The following is a 17,876-nucleotide window of genomic DNA, read 5'->3' on the forward strand; positions in this document are numbered from 1 at the left end:
TCGGTGCAGCCTTCCGCGAAAAAAGAGGTGTCCTGACATGACCGATACATCGCAACCAGATATTCTGTATACCATCGTAGACGAAGCGCCCGAACTGGCCAGCGCGTCGTTCCTGCCGATCATCAAGCGGTTTGCGTCGGCGGCCGGTGTGAGCGTCGGCACCAAGGACATCTCGCTTGCCGCGCGCATCATCTCGGCCTTCCCGGAATACCTGAGCGAAGATCAACGCCAGCCCGACGATCTGGCCGAACTTGGCAAGCTGGTGAAAACACCTGATGCGAATGTCATCAAGCTGCCCAACATCTCGGCCTCGGTCCCGCAGCTTGTCGCTGCTGTCGAGGAGCTTCAGGCCCAAGGCTATGCCTTGCCCGATTACCCCGAAGAGCCCAAGACCGACGACGAAAAGGCGATCCGCGCGCGTTATGACGCGATCAAGGGCTCGGCCGTGAACCCGGTCCTGCGCGAAGGCAACTCGGACCGTCGCGCCGCAAAGGCCGTAAAAAACTTCGCACAGAAAAACCCGCATTCGATGGGCGACTGGTCGGCAGACAGCAAGACCAAAGTGTCGTCCATGCCTGACAATGATTTCTATGCCAACGAGAAATCGGCCACCATCTCCGCCGATCAGGCTGGCGACGCAAGGATCGAGTTCGTCGGCAAGGACGGCAACGTCACCGTTCTGAAAGACGGCTGGACGCTGGAGGAAGGCACCATCGCAGACGCCACCTTCATGTCGGCCCGCGAGTTGGGTGCGTTCCTGGCAGACGCCATCGAGGACACCAAGAAAGACGGCACCATGTTCTCGCTTCACATGAAAGCGACAATGATGAAGGTCTCGGACCCGATCATCTTTGGTCACGCGGTCAAAGCCTGGCTGGCCCCGGTGTTCGAAAAATACGGCGACAAGCTTGAGGCGCTGGGCGTCAACCCGAACTCCGGCATGGGCGATCTGCTGGAGCGGGTCGAAGGCGACGCCGAGATCATGGCCGCCATCGAAGCCCTGACCGCCGAGCGTCCTGCCATGTATATGGTCGACTCGGACAAGGGTATCACCAACCTGCATGTGCCGTCGGATGTGATCATCGACGCCTCGATGCCTGCTGTGATCCGCGCGGGCGGCAAGGGTTGGGATGCAGACGGCAAGAAGGGCGACACCAACTGTGTGATCCCTGACCGTTGCTATGCCACCGTCTATGACGAGACGATCAACTTCTTCAAAGAAAACGGCAAGCTGGACGTGACCACCGCCGGCGCTGTGGCAAATGTGGGTCTGATGGCGCAGAAAGCCGAGGAATATGGCTCGCACCCCACCACCTTCGAAGCGCCTGCCGACGGCACCATTCGCATCGTGCTGGCCAATGGCGATACACTGCATGAGCATCAGGTCGAGGCCGGTGACATCTGGCGCGCTTGCACCGTGAAGAAGGCCCCGATTGAAAACTGGATCGAGCTGGCGATGGACCGTCAGCGCCTGACGGGGTCGGAAGCCATCTTCTGGCTGGACGCAAACCGCGCCCATGACGCCGAGCTGATCAAATATGTGAAACCCGCGCTGGAAAAAGCCGGTGTGGCGGACAAGTTCCAGATCATGGCGCCGCGCGAAGCCACCCGGCAAACGCTGGAAACAATCACGACGGGCAAGGATTCAATTGCGATCACCGGCAACGTGCTGCGCGATTATCTGACCGACCTGTTCCCGATTTTGGAGCTTGGCACCTCGGCCAAGATGCTATCGATCGTGAAGCTGATGAACGGTGGTGGATTGTTTGAAACCGGCGCCGGTGGGTCCGCCCCCAAGCACGTTCAGCAACTCGTTGAAGAAAACCACCTGCGCTGGGATTCGATGGGCGAGTTCTGCGCGCTGGGTGAAAGCCTGAACTTCCTGGCCGACGCAAAAGGCAATGCCAAAGCCGGTGTTCTGGGCGCTGCAGCTGAGGAGGCCACGCAAGGTATCCTCGACAACAACCGCTCGCCCTCGCGCAAGGTGGGTGAGCCGGACAACCGCGATAGCCACTATTGGTTCGCCCGCTACTGGGCCGAGGCGCTGGCCGACCAGACCGATGACGCCGAAATCGCAGCGGAATTCGCCCCGATTGCCAAGGCGCTGGCCGATGGCGAAGACGCAATTCTGGCAGAACTGGCGGCCGTGCAAGGTCCGCCCGCCGACATTGGCGGCTACTATCACCCGAGCGTTGAGAAAAAGGCGAAAGTGATGCGGCCCAGCGCGACGCTGAACGCCATCATCGGCTAAGCTGCCAATCACAGGCTGCCCCTGAACACCCCGTCACCTTGTGGCGGGGTGTTTCCATATGCGCCCTAGGGTCCCTGGGTAAGCACATTGCCATCTAAGAGTTCGGCACGACTGGGAAACCAGATGTCCCGGTTCGGGCGATCATAGATGCGCGCCGCGAACACGTCACTGACCCCTTGCGCCACAAAGAAGCGACGATCGCGGTCCTGTTCGGCCTTCACATCAAATTGCGGCAATCTGGCGGCATCCATCAGGGCATAGCCATGAAATCCCAGACGCGCATCGGGATGTGCGGTGCGTTTGGACCCAGCCATGAAGATGATCGTGCAGGCCGAACTGCATGTCTGGACCACATGCGTGTCTAATCCTGCGGAAACGATCAGTTTCGCCACCCCACGCGCTTCGAATATGTTGCCACCAGGGCTGTCCAGATGGACCGCTGACAGATCAGGATATTTGGTGAGCAGCGCGCTCATGCGTTTGGTGACACCATGGGTCAGCTCTCCTTTGAACCTCACCGCCTGTTGGGCGTCATCCACCGAAAGCTCGTATTGTGCTGCCCGGATACGATCCATCTTCGCGGAATACAGCTCGTCCGGCGGCGGAGCATTTGCGGCCAACACCAAGCCCCACCATTGCGACAGCATCACCGCCACTGCGACGATAAGGGCAACGATCCCGCCCCAAAGCGGCAGCATTGAGCTTGAGCCGGACAACCCGTGTTCCGCGGTGCGAAAATAACCGACGGACTGCCAGACCATCACGATCAGATCCACCGCGATGGCAACAAACATAAACGCCTTCGGCAAAGGCTGCGCGCTGGTCAGCAGCGCCAGCGCAGCATAGACCACCAATCGCACCGCCAAGCCGTTCACCCAGAACGCTCGGGTCAGGGGCTGCTGCCCGCGCCAATGTGTCGCCAGATATCCCATGCCCAACGATAGGGGCTTGGGGTCTCGCCGGTCAAACCGGGCAGCTTATCGTTCACCCAGACGCGCGGCGGCGAGAACAGCCATGTTCAGAATGTCGTTTGATGTCGAGCTGGTCGAACAGATCTGGATCGGTTGATCAATGCCCGACAGAATCGGCCCGATCACCGTCGCCCCAGCCAGTTCCTGCATCATCTTGACCGAGATCGACGCCGAATGCCGCGCCGGCACAACCAGCACATTCGCCGGGCCTGACAGCCGGCAGAACGGGTAATGCGCCATCACCTCGGCGTTCAGCGCCACGTCGACGGTCATCTCGCCGTCAAACTCGAAATCCACACCGCGCTTTTCGAGGATCGCGGGGGCTTCGTGCATCTTTTCGGCCCGTTCCGACACCGGATACCCGAAGGTCGAGAAGCTGACAAAAGCGACCCGCGGCTCAAGCCCCAGACCACGCGCCACCCCGGCAGCCCGTTCGGCGATGTTGGCCAGATCTTCGGTCTCGGGCCATTCATGGACCAGCGTGTCAGCGATCAGCACGATCCGCCCCTTGTGCAGAACGGCGGTCACGCCCACCGCCCCGTCCGTCGCGCGCGCGTCAAACACGTGGTTGATCCGGTCAAGAATATAAGCCGACTTGCGCGTCGCCCCGGTGATCAGCCCATCCCCGTGTCCGTGCGCCAGCATTAGCGACGCGAACACGTGACGATCCCGCGCCGCCAGACGGTGAATATCGTGACGATCAAACCCGTTGCGCTGCAGGCGTTCATACAGGAAATCCTTGTAAAGGGGCATCTGTTCCGTATTGGCGGCGTTGACCACCCTCAACTCGCGCACCGCGTCCCCAAGCCCTTCGGCCTGCAGCTTGGCCTTCACATCATCCTCGCGCCCGACCACAAGCGCGCGGCCGTAGCCGTTGCGCTGATACTGAACGGCTGCGCGCAGCACCTGTGGCGTATCGCCTTCGGCAAAGATCATGGTCGCCTGGTTCTTGCGCGCCCGCGCGGTGATCCCACGCAGGATCGAAGCGGTCGGGTCCATCCGCGCCTTCAGGCTCAGCTCGTACCCATCCATGTCGATGATCGGGCGACGGGCGACGCCAGTATCCATCCCGGCACGCGCGACAGCAGGCGGAACAACATAGATCAGCCGCGGATCAAACGGAGTGGGAATGATGTAATCGCGGCCAAATGTCAGCTTCTTGCCATAGGCCATCGCGACCTCATCCGGCACATCCTCGCGCGCCAGTTCGGCCAGGGCACGGGCGCAGGCGATCTTCATTTCGTCATTGATGGCCCGTGCATTGATGTCTAACGCACCGCGAAACAGGTAGGGAAAGCCCAGAACGTTGTTCACCTGGTTGGGATAATCTGACCGACCCGTCGCGACGATTGCGTCATTGCGCACCTCGTGCGCCTCTTCCGGTGTGATCTCGGGATCGGGGTTGGCCATCGCGAAAATCACCGGGTTGTCCGCCATCGAGGCGACCATGTCCTGCGTCACCGCCCCCTTGACCGACACGCCAAGGAACACATCGGCGCCTTCCATCGCTTCCTCCAGTGTGCGCAGGTCTGTATTGGCGGCGTGGGCGGATTTCCATTGGTTCATCCCGTCCTTGCGGCCCTGATAGATGACGCCCTTGGTGTCACACACAATGCAATTGTCATGCTTGGCGCCCATCGCCTTGATCAGCTCGATACAGGCAATGCCCGCTGCGCCCGCGCCGTTCAGAACGATCCGGCAATCCTCGATCTTTTTGCCCGACAGATGCAGCGCGTTCATCAGCCCCGCCGCACAGATCACCGCTGTGCCGTGCTGGTCGTCGTGAAAGACGGGGATGTCCATCTCTTCCTTCAGGCGCTGTTCGATGATGAAACATTCCGGCGCCTTGATGTCCTCAAGGTTGATCCCGCCAAAGGTCGGACCCATCAGCTTCACCGCGTTTATGAACGCCTCGGGGTCTTCGGTATCCAGCTCGATGTCGATCGAGTTCACGTCGGCAAACCGCTTGAACAGAACCGCCTTGCCCTCCATCACGGGTTTCGACGCCAGCGCCCCCAGATTTCCCAACCCCAGAACCGCCGTCCCGTTTGAAATCACCGCCACAAGATTGCCCTTGTTGGTGTAATCATAGGCCGTCTGAGGGTCCGCCGCGATGGCTTCACACGGCACCGCCACACCGGGGCTGTAAGCCAGGGACAGATCGCGTTGGGTCGTCATCGGGACAGACGGGGTGACCTCGAATTTTCCCGGCATCGGGTCCAGATGGAAGGCAAGCGCCTCTTCCGACGTGATCTTGGCTTTGGGCATGAAAACGGCCTTTGTTATTGGTCTTGTATCGACCAACCCATACAAGGGGTTCGCGATGGCCTCAACCGCTATTCTGGAAATTTTCTATCGCTTGGGCGATGCATTTCGCAATAATCAGAAAGCAACGGCTGGCTTTCTGCAATAACCGGTATGTTAGCGCCATCTTGCCCCAACACGCGCCATCCCTTCGGTTCCTGCGTGCGTTTTCAGAACGATCGCCCTATACCTGCCCCACCAGACAAGGGGTATCACGTGGCTCAAAAAATCTTACTGACAGGCGGCGCCGGGTTCATCGGGTCGCACACCTATGTTGCGCTGGCAGAGGCAGGGTACGAGGTCATCATCCTCGACAATTTCTCGAACGCGCGCCGCGATGTCATCGACCGGCTAGAGGTCATCACCGGCGCGCCCGTGACGTGCATCACCGGGGATGTGCTGGACGGCGCGCTGCTGGACCGCATATTTTCCGACCACAGGATCGACGCCGTGATCCATTTTGCCGCGCTGAAAGCGGTGGGGGAAAGCGTCGAAAAGCCGCTGGACTACCTGACCACGAACATCGCGGGGCTGTATACGCTGCTGGGCGCCATGCAGCGCGCCGACGTATATACTCTGGTTTTCTCATCGTCGGCCACTGTCTATGGCCAGCCTGAAAACTTGCCCGTGACCGAAGATGCACCGCGCGGTTTCACCAACCCCTATGGGTTCACCAAGTTGATGTGCGAACAGTCGCTGGAACAAATCGCCGCCTCAGACGCGCGTTGGACCTTTGGCGTGCTGCGCTATTTCAACCCGGTCGGCGCCCATGACACTGGGTTGATTGGCGAAGACCCGAACGACATTCCCAACAACCTGATGCCCTATATTGCCAAGGTTGCGACCGGCGAACTGGAAAGCCTGTCGGTCTTTGGCGAAGATTACGACACGCCCGACGGGACTGGTGTGCGGGATTATATCCACGTGATGGATCTGGCCCGCGGGCATGTGCAGTCCCTCGATGCGCTGTTGTCCGAAGGTACGGGGCATGTGGTGAACCTGGGCACGGGCACCGGGTATTCGGTGCTGGAAATGCTGACCGCCTATGAGCGCGCCTGCGGGAAAACGCTGCCGTATCGCATCGCGCCACGCCGTGCAGGCGATGTGGCTTGCGTCTATGGCGACACGCAGTTGGCGCATGAGATTCTGGGTTTCAAGGCGGAATTGGGTCTGGATGAGATGTGCGCGTCAAGCTGGAACTGGGTGTCTCGCCGCAAAAACACCTGATCCCCCTTTTACCCTGCCTGCGAAGACCATAGTCTGGCGCAAACCGGATCATGGGGGACCGAAGGTGAGCGATAAGACGGCCAAAGTCACGCCGATGATGGCGCAGTTTCTTGAGATCAAGGAAGGCTATCCCGACGCGCTCTTGTTCTATCGCATGGGCGACTTTTACGAGCTGTTCTTTGACGACGCAGTCGCCGCCGCCGCCGCGCTGGACATCGCCCTGACCAAGCGCGGAAAGCATCTGGATAAGGACATTCCGATGTGCGGCGTCCCGGTCCATTCTGCCGAAGGGTATCTGCTGACCCTGATCCGCAAGGGATTTCGGGTTGCCGTCTGCGAACAGATGGAAGACCCCGCCGAGGCGAAGAAACGCGGGTCGAAAGCGGTGGTCAAGCGCGATGTGGTCCGGCTGGTCACACCCGGCACATTGACCGAAGAAAGCCTGCTGGACGCGCGCCGCCATAACTTTCTGGCGGCCTATAACGAGGTGCGCGACGATGCGGCGCTTGCGTGGGTCGATATCTCGACCGGTGCGTTTCGGGTGATGCCCTGCAATCGCACGCGCCTGTCCCCTGAACTGGCCCGCCTGGCGCCGCGCGAACTTGTCATATGTGACGAACTTTCCAAAGATCTGGGCGAAATCGTCACTGAATCCGGGGCGTCCGCCACGGATCTTGGCCGCGCTGCGTTTGACAGCACCGGCGCAGAAAAGCGCCTGCTTGAGCTGTTCAAGGTCGGATCGCTGGACGCCTTTGGCTCCTTTTCGCGGGCCGAGTTGGGTGCGATGGGCGCAATTGTCGAGTATCTGGACATCACGCAGAAAGGCAAACTGCCGCTGTTGCGCCCTCCGGTTCGGGAGATGGCACATGGCACGATGCAGATCGACGCCGCCACCCGCCGCAATCTGGAACTGACACACAGTCTGACCGGTGGGCGGGATGGGTCGCTTTTGTCGGTGATCGACCGGACGGCCACCGCGGGCGGGGGTCGATTGTTGGAACGCCGCCTGTCCAGCCCGTCCTGCGATCTGAGCGAAATACACGCACGGCTGGACAGCGTTCGTTTTTTCCATGAGAGCGCGCGGTTGACCGAGGATCTGCGCGCCCTGCTGCGCAAGGTGCCTGACATTGACAGGGCCCTGTCCCGGCTTGGGCTGGATCGGGGCGGGCCACGCGATCTGGCCGCCATTCGTGGCGGAATTGCAGCGGCGGCGGATATTGCGCAACTTCTGGACGGTCACGACCTGCCACCAAGGATCGCCGAGGCGTCATCAGCACTGACCGGGCATGATGACCTGTCCGCCCTTCTCGAAGACGCCCTGGTCGCAGAGCCGCCCCTTCTGGCGCGCGACGGTGGGTTCATTGCGCCCGGCTATGACGACGACCTGGACGAAGCGCGCCAATTGCGTGACGAAGGGCGTGGTGTGATCGCCGGGATGCAGGCGCAATATGCCGAACACACAGGGATTGGCAGCCTGAAGATCAAGCACAACAACGTGCTGGGCTATTTCATCGAAACCACCGCGACCCATGCGCAAAAAATGCTGAGTGCTCCGCTGTCAGAGCACTATATCCACCGGCAAACGACTGCGAACGCGGTGCGCTTCACCACCGTCGCGCTGAGCGATATGGAAACCAAGATCCTGAACGCTGGCAATCGGGCGTTGGAGATCGAAAAACGTCTCTATTCCGCCTTGGTTGCGAAAGCATTGGATCGCGCAGGCGAGATTGCCAGCACCGCCCGCAGCTTGGCTGAACTGGACGTGGCAGCCGGATTTGCCACGCTTGCCCGATCAGAAAACTGGACGGCACCAAGGGTGGACGACAGCCGCGTTTTCGATGTGCAGGCCGGGCGTCACCCAGTCGTGGAGGCTGCCCTGAAGCGCGCAGGCGATCCGTTTGTAGCCAATGACTGTCGCCTGTCTGACGGCGCACGTGACGCCGACATCTGGCTGCTGACCGGTCCGAACATGGCGGGTAAATCGACCTTCCTGCGGCAGAATGCATTGATTGCGTTGTTGGCGCAAAGCGGCAGTTATGTGCCAGCCTGGTCGGCCCATATCGGCATCGTGTCACAACTGTTCAGCCGTGTTGGCGCATCCGACGATCTGGCGCGGGGGCGGTCGACCTTCATGGTTGAAATGGTGGAAACCGCCGCGATCCTGAATCAGGCCAACGACCGCGCGCTGGTCATTCTGGACGAGATCGGGCGCGGCACCGCGACTTATGACGGGTTGTCGATTGCCTGGGCCACGCTGGAACACCTGCACGACGTAAACCGCTGCCGCGCCCTGTTCGCCACGCACTACCACGAAATGACGCAGCTCGCCGCCAAGCTGGACGGGGTGGAAAACGCCACCATCGCCGTGAAGGAGTGGGAGGGCGAAGTCGTCTTTCTGCACGAGGTGCGCAAAGGGGCTGCCGATCGGTCCTATGGCGTGCAGGTCGCGAAGCTGGCCGGTCTGCCCGACAGCGTGATTGCCCGCGCCAATACGGTTCTGGAAGCCTTGGAAAAAGGCGAGCGCGAAGGTACGGGTCAGAATGCTGTGATTGACGATTTGCCTTTGTTTGCCGCCACGCCCGCCCCGATGCAGCCGCCGACCGCCGGCCCGTCAGACGTCGAACAAGCCTTGGCCGATATTCAACCGGACAGCCTTAGCCCGATCGAGGCGTTGAACCTGCTCTATGATCTCAAGGAACGGCTGGGCGACAAATAGAAACGCCCCCGTTTCCGGGGGCGCTAGCTTTAGTCAGATCGCTTACTTCGGCGTTGACGAAACACCAACCTGCGCGGGCCGCAGCAAACGGTCATGCAACATGAAACCTTCGCCCATCACCTGAATGATGTCGCCCGCTTTGGTGCCGGGCACAGGTGCTTCGAACATGGCCTCGTGCACTTCCGGGTCGAACTTGTCACCAATCTCGGGCGACAGAAGCCGAATGCCGTGCTTCTCAAAAATGTTCAGAAGCGACCGCATCGTCAGCTCGACCCCCTCGACCAGCGCCTTTGCGCCGTCGCCGGCTTCGCCTGCTGCCTCCAGCGCGCGCTTCATGTTGTCGTAAACAGGCAGCATGTCACGCGCCAGTTTGGACCCGCCATATTGTTCCGCTTCACGGCGATCGCGCTCGCCCCGCTTGCGGGTGTTTTCGGCATCCGCCAGCGCCCGCATGAAGCGATCCTTGAACTCGTCCCGCTCGGCGCGCAGGGCGGCCAGCTCGTCAACCGGTTCTTCCTCGGTCAGATCAATTTCAACTTCCTCGGTCATCAGCTCTTCGATTGCCGATTCCAGGTTCTCTACTGCTTCGTTCTTTGCGTCAGCCATCTCTTCGCCTTTACCTTCGATCCGAGATCATCTTGCCGATCAATTGTGCGGTGTAATCGACGATGGGCACGATCCGCCCATAGTTCAATCGCGTGGGCCCGATGACCCCGACCGCGCCAATGATCTTTCGCTCAGCGTTCATATATGGGGAAACCACCAAAGAGCTACCCGAAAGTGAGAAAAGTTTGTTCTCGGACCCAATAAAAATGCGCACGCCTTCGCCCTGATCGGCCAATTCAAGGAATTCGGCAATATCGCGCTTGCGCTCAAGGTCGTCAAACAGGGTTTTGATCTTCTCAAGGTCCGCCGCTTCGGCGTCCTCGGCCAACAGATTCGACCGGCCACGCACGATCAGACGCTCGTAAGGTTGCCCTTCGTTTTCCCAAAGCGCTGCACCGCTTTCGACCAGATCCTGCGCCAGAACATCCAACTCCTGCCGCCGTGCCTTGATTTCACGCGCAACCAGCGTCTGAAGTTCAGACAAGGTGCGCCCTTCGGCCAGCGCATTCAGGAAATTCGCCGCTTCGCGCATCGAAGATGGCGTTTGCCCAATCGGCGGCGTGAACACGCGATTTTCGACATGCCCATCGGCAAAGACCAAGACGACCAGGGCACGATCTGCACCCAGCGACACGAATTCGATATGCTTGATCGGGGCTTCGTGCTTCGGGGTCAGGACAAGGCTGGCACCCGCAGTGATGCCTGACAATGCCGACCCGACGCGGTCCATCATCGTGTTGATATTGTTGTCTGATTTGCCAACGGTTTCATCAATCTTCTGACGGTCGCCCTGGTCCAGGTCTGACACCTCCAACAGCCCATCCACGAACATCCGCAAGCCAAGCTCGGTCGGAATACGTCCAGCCGACACATGCGGGCTGTCCAGCAGACCCATGAACTCGAGATCCTGCATCACGTTTCGAATGGTCGCCGCGCTGACCTTTTCGGTCAGCGAACGTGTCAGCGTGCGCGACCCCACGGGTGCGCCCGTCGTAAGATAGCTTTCAACCACACTGCGAAACACCTCGCGCGAGCGGGCGTTCATGTCATTCATCAGATCGTGACGGTCTTCCATACGCAATCGCCTTGCCTTTTCGCCGGCGCCATGGGTATCACGCCTTTGAACATGAAACAAAGGGGGAAGCCCATGCGCCCGTCAGGTCGGAATCTAGATCAAATGCGCCCGATTTCAATTGAGACCGGGGTCACAAAACACGCCGAGGGATCGTGCATGATCAAAGTGGGCGACACCCATGTGCTGTGCACTGCATCGCTGGAAGAGCGTGTGCCGCCCTTTTTGCGCAACTCCGGAAAGGGCTGGGTGACGGCAGAATACGGGATGCTGCCGCGGTCTACCGGGTCGCGCATGCGGCGCGAGGCGTCGGCGGGCAAACAGGGTGGACGCACCGTCGAGATTCAGCGCCTGATTGGGCGATCCCTGCGTGCAGGCATTGATCTGGTGGGTCTGGGCGAGCGCCAGATCACCGTTGATTGCGATGTGATTCAGGCGGATGGCGGTACGCGGTGCGCCGCGATCACCGGCGGTTGGGTCGCGCTGCGTCTTGCGGTAAACAAGCTGTTGAAGGCAGGCGATGTGACGACCGACCCGCTGCTGGACCCGGTTGCCGCCGTGTCCTGTGGAATTTATGCAGGCCAACCGGTGCTTGATCTGGATTACCCCGAGGATTCCGAGGCTGGCGTGGACGGCAATTTCGTTCTTTGCGGTCCGAAACTGATCGAGGTGCAGATGTCCGCCGAAGGCTCGACCTTCACGCGTGATCAAATGAACGAGCTGATGGATCTGGCCGATAAAGGTGTGTCCGAACTCGTCGCCGCCCAGCTAAAGGCAACCGCCTGATGCGCCGGTTCGAAGGCGATCAACTGGTCATTGCCACCCACAACGAAGGCAAACTGCGCGAGATTTCGGCATTGTTAGAGCCTTTTGGCGTCACTGTGACCTCTGCTGGCGCCCTTGGGCTGGACGAGCCGGACGAGACCGAGGATACCTTCGTCGGCAATGCCCGGATCAAGGCGCATTTCGCCGCCAAAGCATCCGGCCTGCCCGCCCTGTCCGATGACAGCGGCATCATGGTTGACGCACTGGACGGCGCACCGGGCGTTTACACCGCCGATTGGGCCGAAACCCCCAATGGGCGCAATTTTCCGATGGCGATGGAGAAAACGTGGAACCTGCTTGAGGAAAAGAACGCGCCTCACCCCCGCACCGCAAGGTTCTGTTGCACGTTGTGTCTGGCTTGGCCCGACGGGCATGACGAGATTTTCGAAGGTCGGGTCAACGGCAGTCTGACCTGGCCCATGCGTGGCGATCAGGGGTTCGGGTATGACCCGATTTTCGTGCCCGACGGGTATGACGTCACCTTCGGCGAAATGGACCCGGCGAAAAAACACGAAATGAGCCATCGCGCGGATGCGTTCGCCAAGCTCGTGCGGGGCGTCTTTGCTTGAGAACTGGCAAATCGGCGGCTTTGGGCTGTATGTCCACTGGCCCTTCTGCCAATCCAAGTGCCCCTATTGCGACTTCAACAGCCATGTCGTTGCGTCGATTGATCACGACGCATGGCGGGATGCCTATGTTGCGGAAATCGACAGACACGCGGCTGAAACACCGGATCGTGTGCTCAGTTCGATCTATTTCGGTGGCGGCACGCCCAGCCTGATGGAGCCCGCCACCATCGCCGCGATCATAGACCGCGCCGCGCAACATTGGACCGTCGCCAACGATATCGAGATTACGCTGGAGGCTAATCCCGGCTCGATCGAAGCGCAAAACTTCGCGGGTTATAAGGCAGCGGGCGTCAATCGTATTTCCATCGGCGTTCAGGCGTTGAACGATACCGATTTGGGGCGGCTCGGGCGGCTTCATTCCGTGGACGAAGCGCAGCGTGCCTTGGCCGTCGCGCGGTCGCTGTTTGATCGGGTCAGCTTCGATCTGATCTATGCGCGACAAGATCAATCGCTGGATGCGTGGCGCGCCGAATTGACCGAGGCGTTAAGCTACGGCCCCGATCATCTGTCGCTTTATCAACTCACCATCGAACCCGGCACCGCGTTCGGCGCGCGTTTTGATGCGGGTAAGTTGCGCGGATTGCCGGACGAGGATCTGGCGACTGACATGTATTTCCTGACCCAGTCGATCTGCGACGCCGCTGGCCTGCCCGCTTACGAGGTATCGAACCACGCGCGGCCCGGTCAGGAAAGCCAGCACAATCTGGTCTATTGGCGGTCCGGCGATTGGGTCGGCATCGGCCCCGGCGCGCATGGGCGGCTGACGCTGGACAATGTGCGGGTGGCAACCGAAACGCCGCTGGCCCCCGCCGCGTGGCTGCGCGCCGCAAACCAGTCGAACGGCGAAAGCGCGCGGGCGCTCATTCCGCAGGAAGAACAAGTGACCGAGCTTTTGCTGATGGGGCTTCGCACCACCGAAGGTATTGACCTGGAGCGCCTTCACACCCAATATCACACACGGTTAAATCATAATAAAATCAATGGTTTATTGGGATACGGGTTGATTCAAATCTCCGACAATCGTCTTGCCGCAACAGACAAAGGGCGCCCCGTATTGAACGGCATCTTGCGTGAACTGGCGCCCGATTAGGACGACAGTTTACCACACAGCGTATCAAGCTCATCCAGAGATTTGTACCGCACCGTGACCATGCCGCTTTCCCCATCCGCGCCGTGGTCGATCTGTACCTTCATCCCCAACGCGGCGGACAGATCGCCCTCAAGCGCGCGGGTGTCGGCGTCTTTCTCGGCCTTCTGCCGCGCAGGTTTCTTGGCGGTTGGTTTAGGCCCCTTCGCCAACGCCTCGGCCGCGCGGACAGACAGGCCTTTGGCGATGATCTGCCGCGCCAGCTCGACCGGGTTTTCTACCGTCACCAGCGTCCGGGCGTGACCGGCGCTTAGCTTTCCGTCGCGCACAAAATCCTGAACCTCGTCCGGCAAGTTCAACAGCCGCAAAAGGTTCGCGATATGACTGCGACTTTTACCCAGGGCTTCCGACACTTTTTCCTGCGTGTGGCCAAATCGGTTCATCAGGTCGCGATAACCCGCGGCTTCTTCAATCGCGTTCAGGTCGGCGCGCTGGATGTTTTCGATGATCGCAACTTCCAGCGCCTCGGTATCACTGTAGTCACGCACAATCACCGGCAATTCATGCAGCTGCGCCATCTGCGATGCTCGCCAGCGGCGTTCGCCCGCCACGATCTCGTACTCCCCGTCGGCACCCGATTTCGGACGCACGATCAGCGGCTGAATGACACCCTTTTCGCGGATCGACGCAGCCAGATCATCCAGCTGCTCTTCTGTAAAGCGGCGGCGGGGCTGTTCCGGGTTGGGCGAAATTTTCTCAACCGGAACAACAAGATCGGCGCGGCGCGGGCTTTGAGGGCTGGACGTCTCCTCGGGGCCGACATCCGCCATCAAGGCCGACAGGCCCCGGCCGAGACCGCGTTGTTTTTGATTCTTGCTCATCTCAGCCCCTTCCGTTGCGGATCGACAATTCGGACGCCAGCGCGCGATACGCCTGGCTGCCCTTTGATGTGGGATCATACATCAAGACCGGCAGCGCGTAAGACGGCGCCTCGCTGACCCTGACATTGCGGGGGATCATCGTGTTGAACACCAATTCACCCAGATTGTCGCGGGCGTCAGCTTCGACCTGGCGCGACAGGTTGTTGCGGGTATCGAACATGGTCAGCACGATCCCTTCAATCCGCAAATCCGCATTCGCCGTCTGGCGCACTTCTCGGATGGTCAGCATCAACTGCGACAGGCCTTCAAGCGCGAAAAACTCGCTTTGCAGCGGAATAAGAACACTGTCGGCTGCGACCAGCGCGTTCACCGTCAGCAGGTTCAGCGACGGCGGGCAGTCGATCAGGATATAATCCAGTCCAAGCTGCGCCAGACCCGTTGCCCGCAGGGCATCATGCAGCAAATGGCTGCGCTTTTCATTCGACACCAGCTCAATATCTGCCGAGGACAAATCAGTGGTCGCCGGCGCGATAAGCAGGTTCTCGATATCTGTTTCCTGCAAGACGTCGGTCAAAGGCGCCTCTTCCAGCAACAGGTCATATGTAGTGAGTTTCCGATCCGCGACCTCTATACCTAGTCCTGTCGAGGCGTTTCCCTGCGGATCAAGGTCGATCAGAAGCACCCTGCTGCCTGTCTCGGCCAGCGCGGCCCCCAGGTTGATTGTGGTGGTCGTCTTGCCCACGCCACCTTTTTGATTGGTAATCGCGATGATCTTGGGGCCATGGCCATTGATGATATCAGGCACGTCTTAGATCTCCGATCTTCAGAACAACGGCGTTGGGGTTGGTCTTACTGGGATATGTATCCAGTTCAAACCGCCATTTTTCAAGGGCTTCTTCGACCTCGGCGCGGTAATTCTCGCCTTTCAGAAAAAGGCAGGTTCCGCCGGGCTTCAAATGCCGATCTGCGTAACCCAACAAGTTACTTAAAGGGGCCAGCGCACGGGCAGACACGACCTCGGCCCCGATTGGTTTAACCTCTTCAATTCGTTCGGAGATTATCGTTGCATTCACACCCGTTTCGCGCACCACGGTGCGCAGGAAAGTCGCTTTGCGCAGATCGCTTTCGATACAGATGATTTCGCGCAGCGGGTCGGATTCTTGTGCCAAGATTGCGATGACGAGGCCCGGAAACCCGCCACCCGTCCCCATATCGCACCACCGAAGCAGATTGAGGGGCGCAAGATGAAAGATCTGCGCCGAATCCTGAAAATGCCGCGCCCACAGGTGCGACAGTGTTGACGGGGCGACCAGATTGATCGCGGGATTCCATTTCTTCAAAAGGGCCGCATAGGTCTTGAGGCGCGCCGTTGTTTCACGTGAAACATCAAGATCCGCCAGAACCTCTTCATCCTTCATGCCGAACGTTTCCGATCAGTGCGGCGCAGTCGCGCCAGGATCAGAGTCAGGGCGGCTGGTGTCATCCCCTCGACCCGCCCTGCCTGCGCCAGCGTTCTGGGCCGCGCAATTGTAAGCTTGCTTGCCAGTTCGTTCGACAGCCCCTCCAGATCGTCATATTGGAAATCTTCAGGAATGCGGTGGGCCTCGTCGCGTTGCAGGGCTGCGACGTCACGCGCCTGACGCTCGATATAATTGGCATACATGGCATCGCGTGCGATCTGGGTTTGAATCTCCTCCGCCATGTCAGTCAGCGAGGGGTCAAGCTGCGCAATCATTGAAAAATCGACAGTTGGAAACGCCAGAAGCTCAAATGCCGTGCGCTTGGTGCCGTCTTTTCGCGCCGTCAAGCCCAGTTTCTCAAGGTCCTGAGGGGAGAAGGTCCGTCCGGTCAACGCCGTCTTTGCAGTTTGAAGCGCATTGGCCTTGGTTTCAAAGGCATGTCGACGCACATCGCCGACGCAACCCAGGTCGATTCCCAGTGGTGTCAGGCGCTGGTCCGCATTGTCGGCGCGCAGAGACAGACGATATTCCGCCCGCGACGTGAACATCCGATAAGGTTCCGTCACGCCGCGCGTGATCAGGTCATCCACCATCACACCCATATAGGAGTTCGCGCGCGAAAAGATGACAGGATCGCGATTTTGAACAGCAAGCGCCGCGTTCAATCCGGCAATCAAACCTTGCGCTGCAGCTTCTTCATACCCTGTGGTGCCGTTGATCTGCCCGGCAAGGTAAAGGCCCGGCACGTCCCTCAGCTGAAGCGTTTCGGTCAGGGATCGGGGGTCCACGTAATCATATTCAATGGCATAGCCGGGCTGAAGAATCTCAGCCTTCTCAAGCCCCTCGATTGATCGGACATAGGCTGTTTGGACATCAATCGGCAGCGATGTGCTGATCCCGTTCGGATAAACCGTGTGATCGTCCAGCCCCTCTGGCTCAAGGAAAATCTGGTGCGAGTCCTTGTCGGCAAACCGGACAATCTTGTCCTCGATCGACGGGCAGTACCGCGGCCCGACGCCGTCGATATGGCCACCATACATCGCCGAACGATCAAGATTTTCCCGAATAATTTCATGGGTTTGTGCGTTGGTATGCGTGATGCCGCACGAGATCTGGCGCGCCTCGGGTTTGGTGTTCAGGAACGAGAACACCACCGGATCATCGTCGCCGGGTTGGCGGTCAAGAATATCCCAATTGATGGTGCGACCATCCAGGCGCGGCGGGGTCCCTGTCTTGAGCCGCCCAAGGGGCAGTCCGAAACTGTCGATCCGCTCTGCCAGTTTCACCGAGGGACGATCCCCCATACGTCCACCTTCGCTTTGCTGATCGCCGACGTGGATGACGCCACGCAGAAAGGTTCCGGTGGTCAGGATCACCGCGCCAGATGACACGGTGCTGCCATCCTGCAAAACAACGCCAGCGACGCGTGCACCATCCATCAGAAGGTCGGTGGTTTCGGCTTCGATCACCGTCAGATTCGGGGTCTTGAAGATCTCGGCTTGCATCGCCGCGCGGTACAGTTTGCGATCTGCCTGAGCACGCGGCCCCTGCACGGCTGGCCCTTTGCGCCGATTGAGCAGGCGGAACTGAATGCCCGCCCGGTCGGCAACCCGGCCCATCAGGCCATCCAGCGCGTCGATCTCGCGCACCAGGTGCCCCTTGCCCAAACCCCCGATGGCGGGGTTGCAGGACATGACGCCCAGATCGCTTTTCCGCAATGTGATCAAAGCGGTACGTGCACCAAGCCGTGCTGACGCATGCGCAGCGTCGGCACCGGCGTGGCCGCCGCCAACAACGATCACATCAAAATCCAGATGTTTCACGTGAAACACTCCATACCCAAGTTC

14 protein-coding genes are annotated in these 17,876 nt (G+C 59.9%); 6 read left to right on the forward strand and 8 right to left on the reverse strand.

Going from position 1 to position 17,876, the window contains the following annotated elements:
- Window positions 1-37 precede the first annotated feature (37 nt).
- Window positions 38-2,251, forward strand: coding sequence for an NADP-dependent isocitrate dehydrogenase (locus IE188_RS12390; protein ID WP_191286820.1), 2,214 nt, complete (start codon window positions 38-40; stop codon window positions 2,249-2,251).
- 65 nt (window positions 2,252-2,316) lie between these two features.
- Here IE188_RS12390 and IE188_RS12395 read toward each other — a convergent pair whose 3' ends face one another.
- Window positions 2,317-3,183, reverse strand: coding sequence for a COG3904 family protein (locus IE188_RS12395; protein ID WP_191286821.1), 867 nt, complete (start codon window positions 3,181-3,183; stop codon window positions 2,317-2,319).
- A gap of 45 nt (window positions 3,184-3,228) precedes the next feature.
- A complete protein-coding gene (locus IE188_RS12400) occupies window positions 3,229-5,490 on the reverse strand; it encodes an NADP-dependent malic enzyme (protein ID WP_191286822.1) in 2,262 nt (753 codons plus the stop codon).
- A gap of 252 nt (window positions 5,491-5,742) precedes the next feature.
- Between IE188_RS12400 and galE the strand changes: the two genes are divergently transcribed.
- Together galE and mutS are read left to right on the forward strand one after the other, a co-directional pair.
- The gene (gene galE / locus IE188_RS12405; RefSeq protein ID WP_229836787.1) at window positions 5,743-6,753 is read left to right on the forward strand and encodes a UDP-glucose 4-epimerase GalE; all 1,011 of its coding nucleotides are present in this window, start codon (window positions 5,743-5,745) and stop codon (window positions 6,751-6,753) included.
- A 94-nt stretch (window positions 6,754-6,847) separates the two neighbouring features.
- Window positions 6,848-9,469: a DNA mismatch repair protein MutS gene (mutS, locus tag IE188_RS12410; RefSeq protein ID WP_191286918.1), complete on the forward strand. Its 2,622-nt coding sequence runs from the start codon at window positions 6,848-6,850 to the stop codon at window positions 9,467-9,469.
- A gap of 42 nt (window positions 9,470-9,511) precedes the next feature.
- Here mutS and IE188_RS12415 read toward each other — a convergent pair whose 3' ends face one another.
- Together IE188_RS12415 and hrcA are read right to left on the reverse strand one after the other, a co-directional pair.
- On the reverse strand, window positions 9,512-10,075 hold the full coding sequence (locus IE188_RS12415; RefSeq protein ID WP_191286824.1) for a nucleotide exchange factor GrpE: 564 nt from the start codon (window positions 10,073-10,075) through the stop codon (window positions 9,512-9,514).
- A 10-nt stretch (window positions 10,076-10,085) separates the two neighbouring features.
- Window positions 10,086-11,150 (reverse strand): heat-inducible transcriptional repressor HrcA, encoded by a 1,065-nt coding sequence (hrcA, locus tag IE188_RS12420; RefSeq protein ID WP_191286825.1) that lies wholly within the window; start codon window positions 11,148-11,150, stop codon window positions 10,086-10,088.
- 72 nt (window positions 11,151-11,222) lie between these two features.
- Between hrcA and rph the strand changes: the two genes are divergently transcribed.
- The 3 genes from rph to hemW are packed head-to-tail and all read left to right on the forward strand — an operon-like array spanning window position 11,223 to window position 13,691.
- Window positions 11,223-11,933 (forward strand): ribonuclease PH, encoded by a 711-nt coding sequence (gene rph, locus IE188_RS12425; RefSeq protein ID WP_191286826.1) that lies wholly within the window; start codon window positions 11,223-11,225, stop codon window positions 11,931-11,933.
- Window positions 11,933-12,541 carry an RdgB/HAM1 family non-canonical purine NTP pyrophosphatase gene (rdgB, locus tag IE188_RS12430; RefSeq protein ID WP_191286827.1) on the forward strand — a complete coding sequence of 203 codons (609 nt, stop codon included), beginning with the start codon at window positions 11,933-11,935 and terminating at the stop codon, window positions 12,539-12,541. Before rph ends, rdgB begins: the two co-directional genes overlap by 1 nt.
- A complete protein-coding gene (hemW, locus tag IE188_RS12435; protein WP_191286828.1) occupies window positions 12,504-13,691 on the forward strand; it encodes a radical SAM family heme chaperone HemW in 1,188 nt (395 codons plus the stop codon). The genes rdgB and hemW overlap by 38 nt, the downstream gene beginning before the upstream one ends.
- On the opposite strand, the gene IE188_RS12440 is transcribed toward hemW, so the two are convergent.
- The 4 genes from IE188_RS12440 to mnmG are packed head-to-tail and all read right to left on the reverse strand — an operon-like array spanning window position 13,688 to window position 17,861.
- A complete protein-coding gene (locus tag IE188_RS12440; protein ID WP_191286829.1) occupies window positions 13,688-14,569 on the reverse strand; it encodes a ParB/RepB/Spo0J family partition protein in 882 nt (293 codons plus the stop codon). The genes hemW and IE188_RS12440 overlap by 4 nt on opposite strands.
- A gap of 1 nt (window position 14,570) precedes the next feature.
- Window positions 14,571-15,374 carry a ParA family protein gene (locus tag IE188_RS12445; RefSeq protein WP_191286830.1) on the reverse strand — a complete coding sequence of 268 codons (804 nt, stop codon included), beginning with the start codon at window positions 15,372-15,374 and terminating at the stop codon, window positions 14,571-14,573.
- Complete coding sequence (gene rsmG, locus IE188_RS12450; protein WP_191286831.1) at window positions 15,367-15,987, reverse strand: 16S rRNA (guanine(527)-N(7))-methyltransferase RsmG; 621 nt, start codon at window positions 15,985-15,987, stop codon at window positions 15,367-15,369. The genes IE188_RS12445 and rsmG overlap by 8 nt, the downstream gene beginning before the upstream one ends.
- Window positions 15,984-17,861, reverse strand: coding sequence for a tRNA uridine-5-carboxymethylaminomethyl(34) synthesis enzyme MnmG (mnmG, locus tag IE188_RS12455; protein ID WP_191286832.1), 1,878 nt, complete (start codon window positions 17,859-17,861; stop codon window positions 15,984-15,986). Before mnmG ends, rsmG begins: the two co-directional genes overlap by 4 nt.
- Window positions 17,862-17,876 lie beyond the last annotated feature (15 nt).

The sequence above is a fragment of the Aliiroseovarius zhejiangensis genome, assembly GCF_014656375.1.
Taxonomy (GTDB): domain Bacteria; phylum Pseudomonadota; class Alphaproteobacteria; order Rhodobacterales; family Rhodobacteraceae; genus Aliiroseovarius; species Aliiroseovarius zhejiangensis.

Excerpts from the sequence above, each read along its gene's own strand:
- IE188_RS12390 (WP_191286820.1), top strand. The coding sequence starts at position 38 with ATGACCGATACATCGCAACCAGATATTCTGTATACCATCGTAGACGAA.
- IE188_RS12395 (WP_191286821.1), bottom strand. The coding sequence starts at position 3,183 with ATGGGATATCTGGCGACACATTGGCGCGGGCAGCAGCCCCTGACCCGA.
- IE188_RS12400 (WP_191286822.1), bottom strand. The coding sequence starts at position 5,490 with ATGCCCAAAGCCAAGATCACGTCGGAAGAGGCGCTTGCCTTCCATCTG.
- mutS (WP_191286918.1), top strand. The coding sequence starts at position 6,848 with ATGATGGCGCAGTTTCTTGAGATCAAGGAAGGCTATCCCGACGCGCTC.
- IE188_RS12415 (WP_191286824.1), bottom strand. The coding sequence starts at position 10,075 with ATGGCTGACGCAAAGAACGAAGCAGTAGAGAACCTGGAATCGGCAATC.
- hrcA (WP_191286825.1), bottom strand. The coding sequence starts at position 11,150 with ATGGAAGACCGTCACGATCTGATGAATGACATGAACGCCCGCTCGCGC.
- rph (WP_191286826.1), top strand. The coding sequence starts at position 11,223 with ATGCGCCCGTCAGGTCGGAATCTAGATCAAATGCGCCCGATTTCAATT.
- rdgB (WP_191286827.1), top strand. The coding sequence starts at position 11,933 with ATGCGCCGGTTCGAAGGCGATCAACTGGTCATTGCCACCCACAACGAA.
- hemW (WP_191286828.1), top strand. The coding sequence starts at position 12,504 with ATGCGTTCGCCAAGCTCGTGCGGGGCGTCTTTGCTTGAGAACTGGCAA.
- IE188_RS12440 (WP_191286829.1), bottom strand. The coding sequence starts at position 14,569 with ATGAGCAAGAATCAAAAACAACGCGGTCTCGGCCGGGGCCTGTCGGCC.
- rsmG (WP_191286831.1), bottom strand. The coding sequence starts at position 15,987 with ATGAAGGATGAAGAGGTTCTGGCGGATCTTGATGTTTCACGTGAAACA.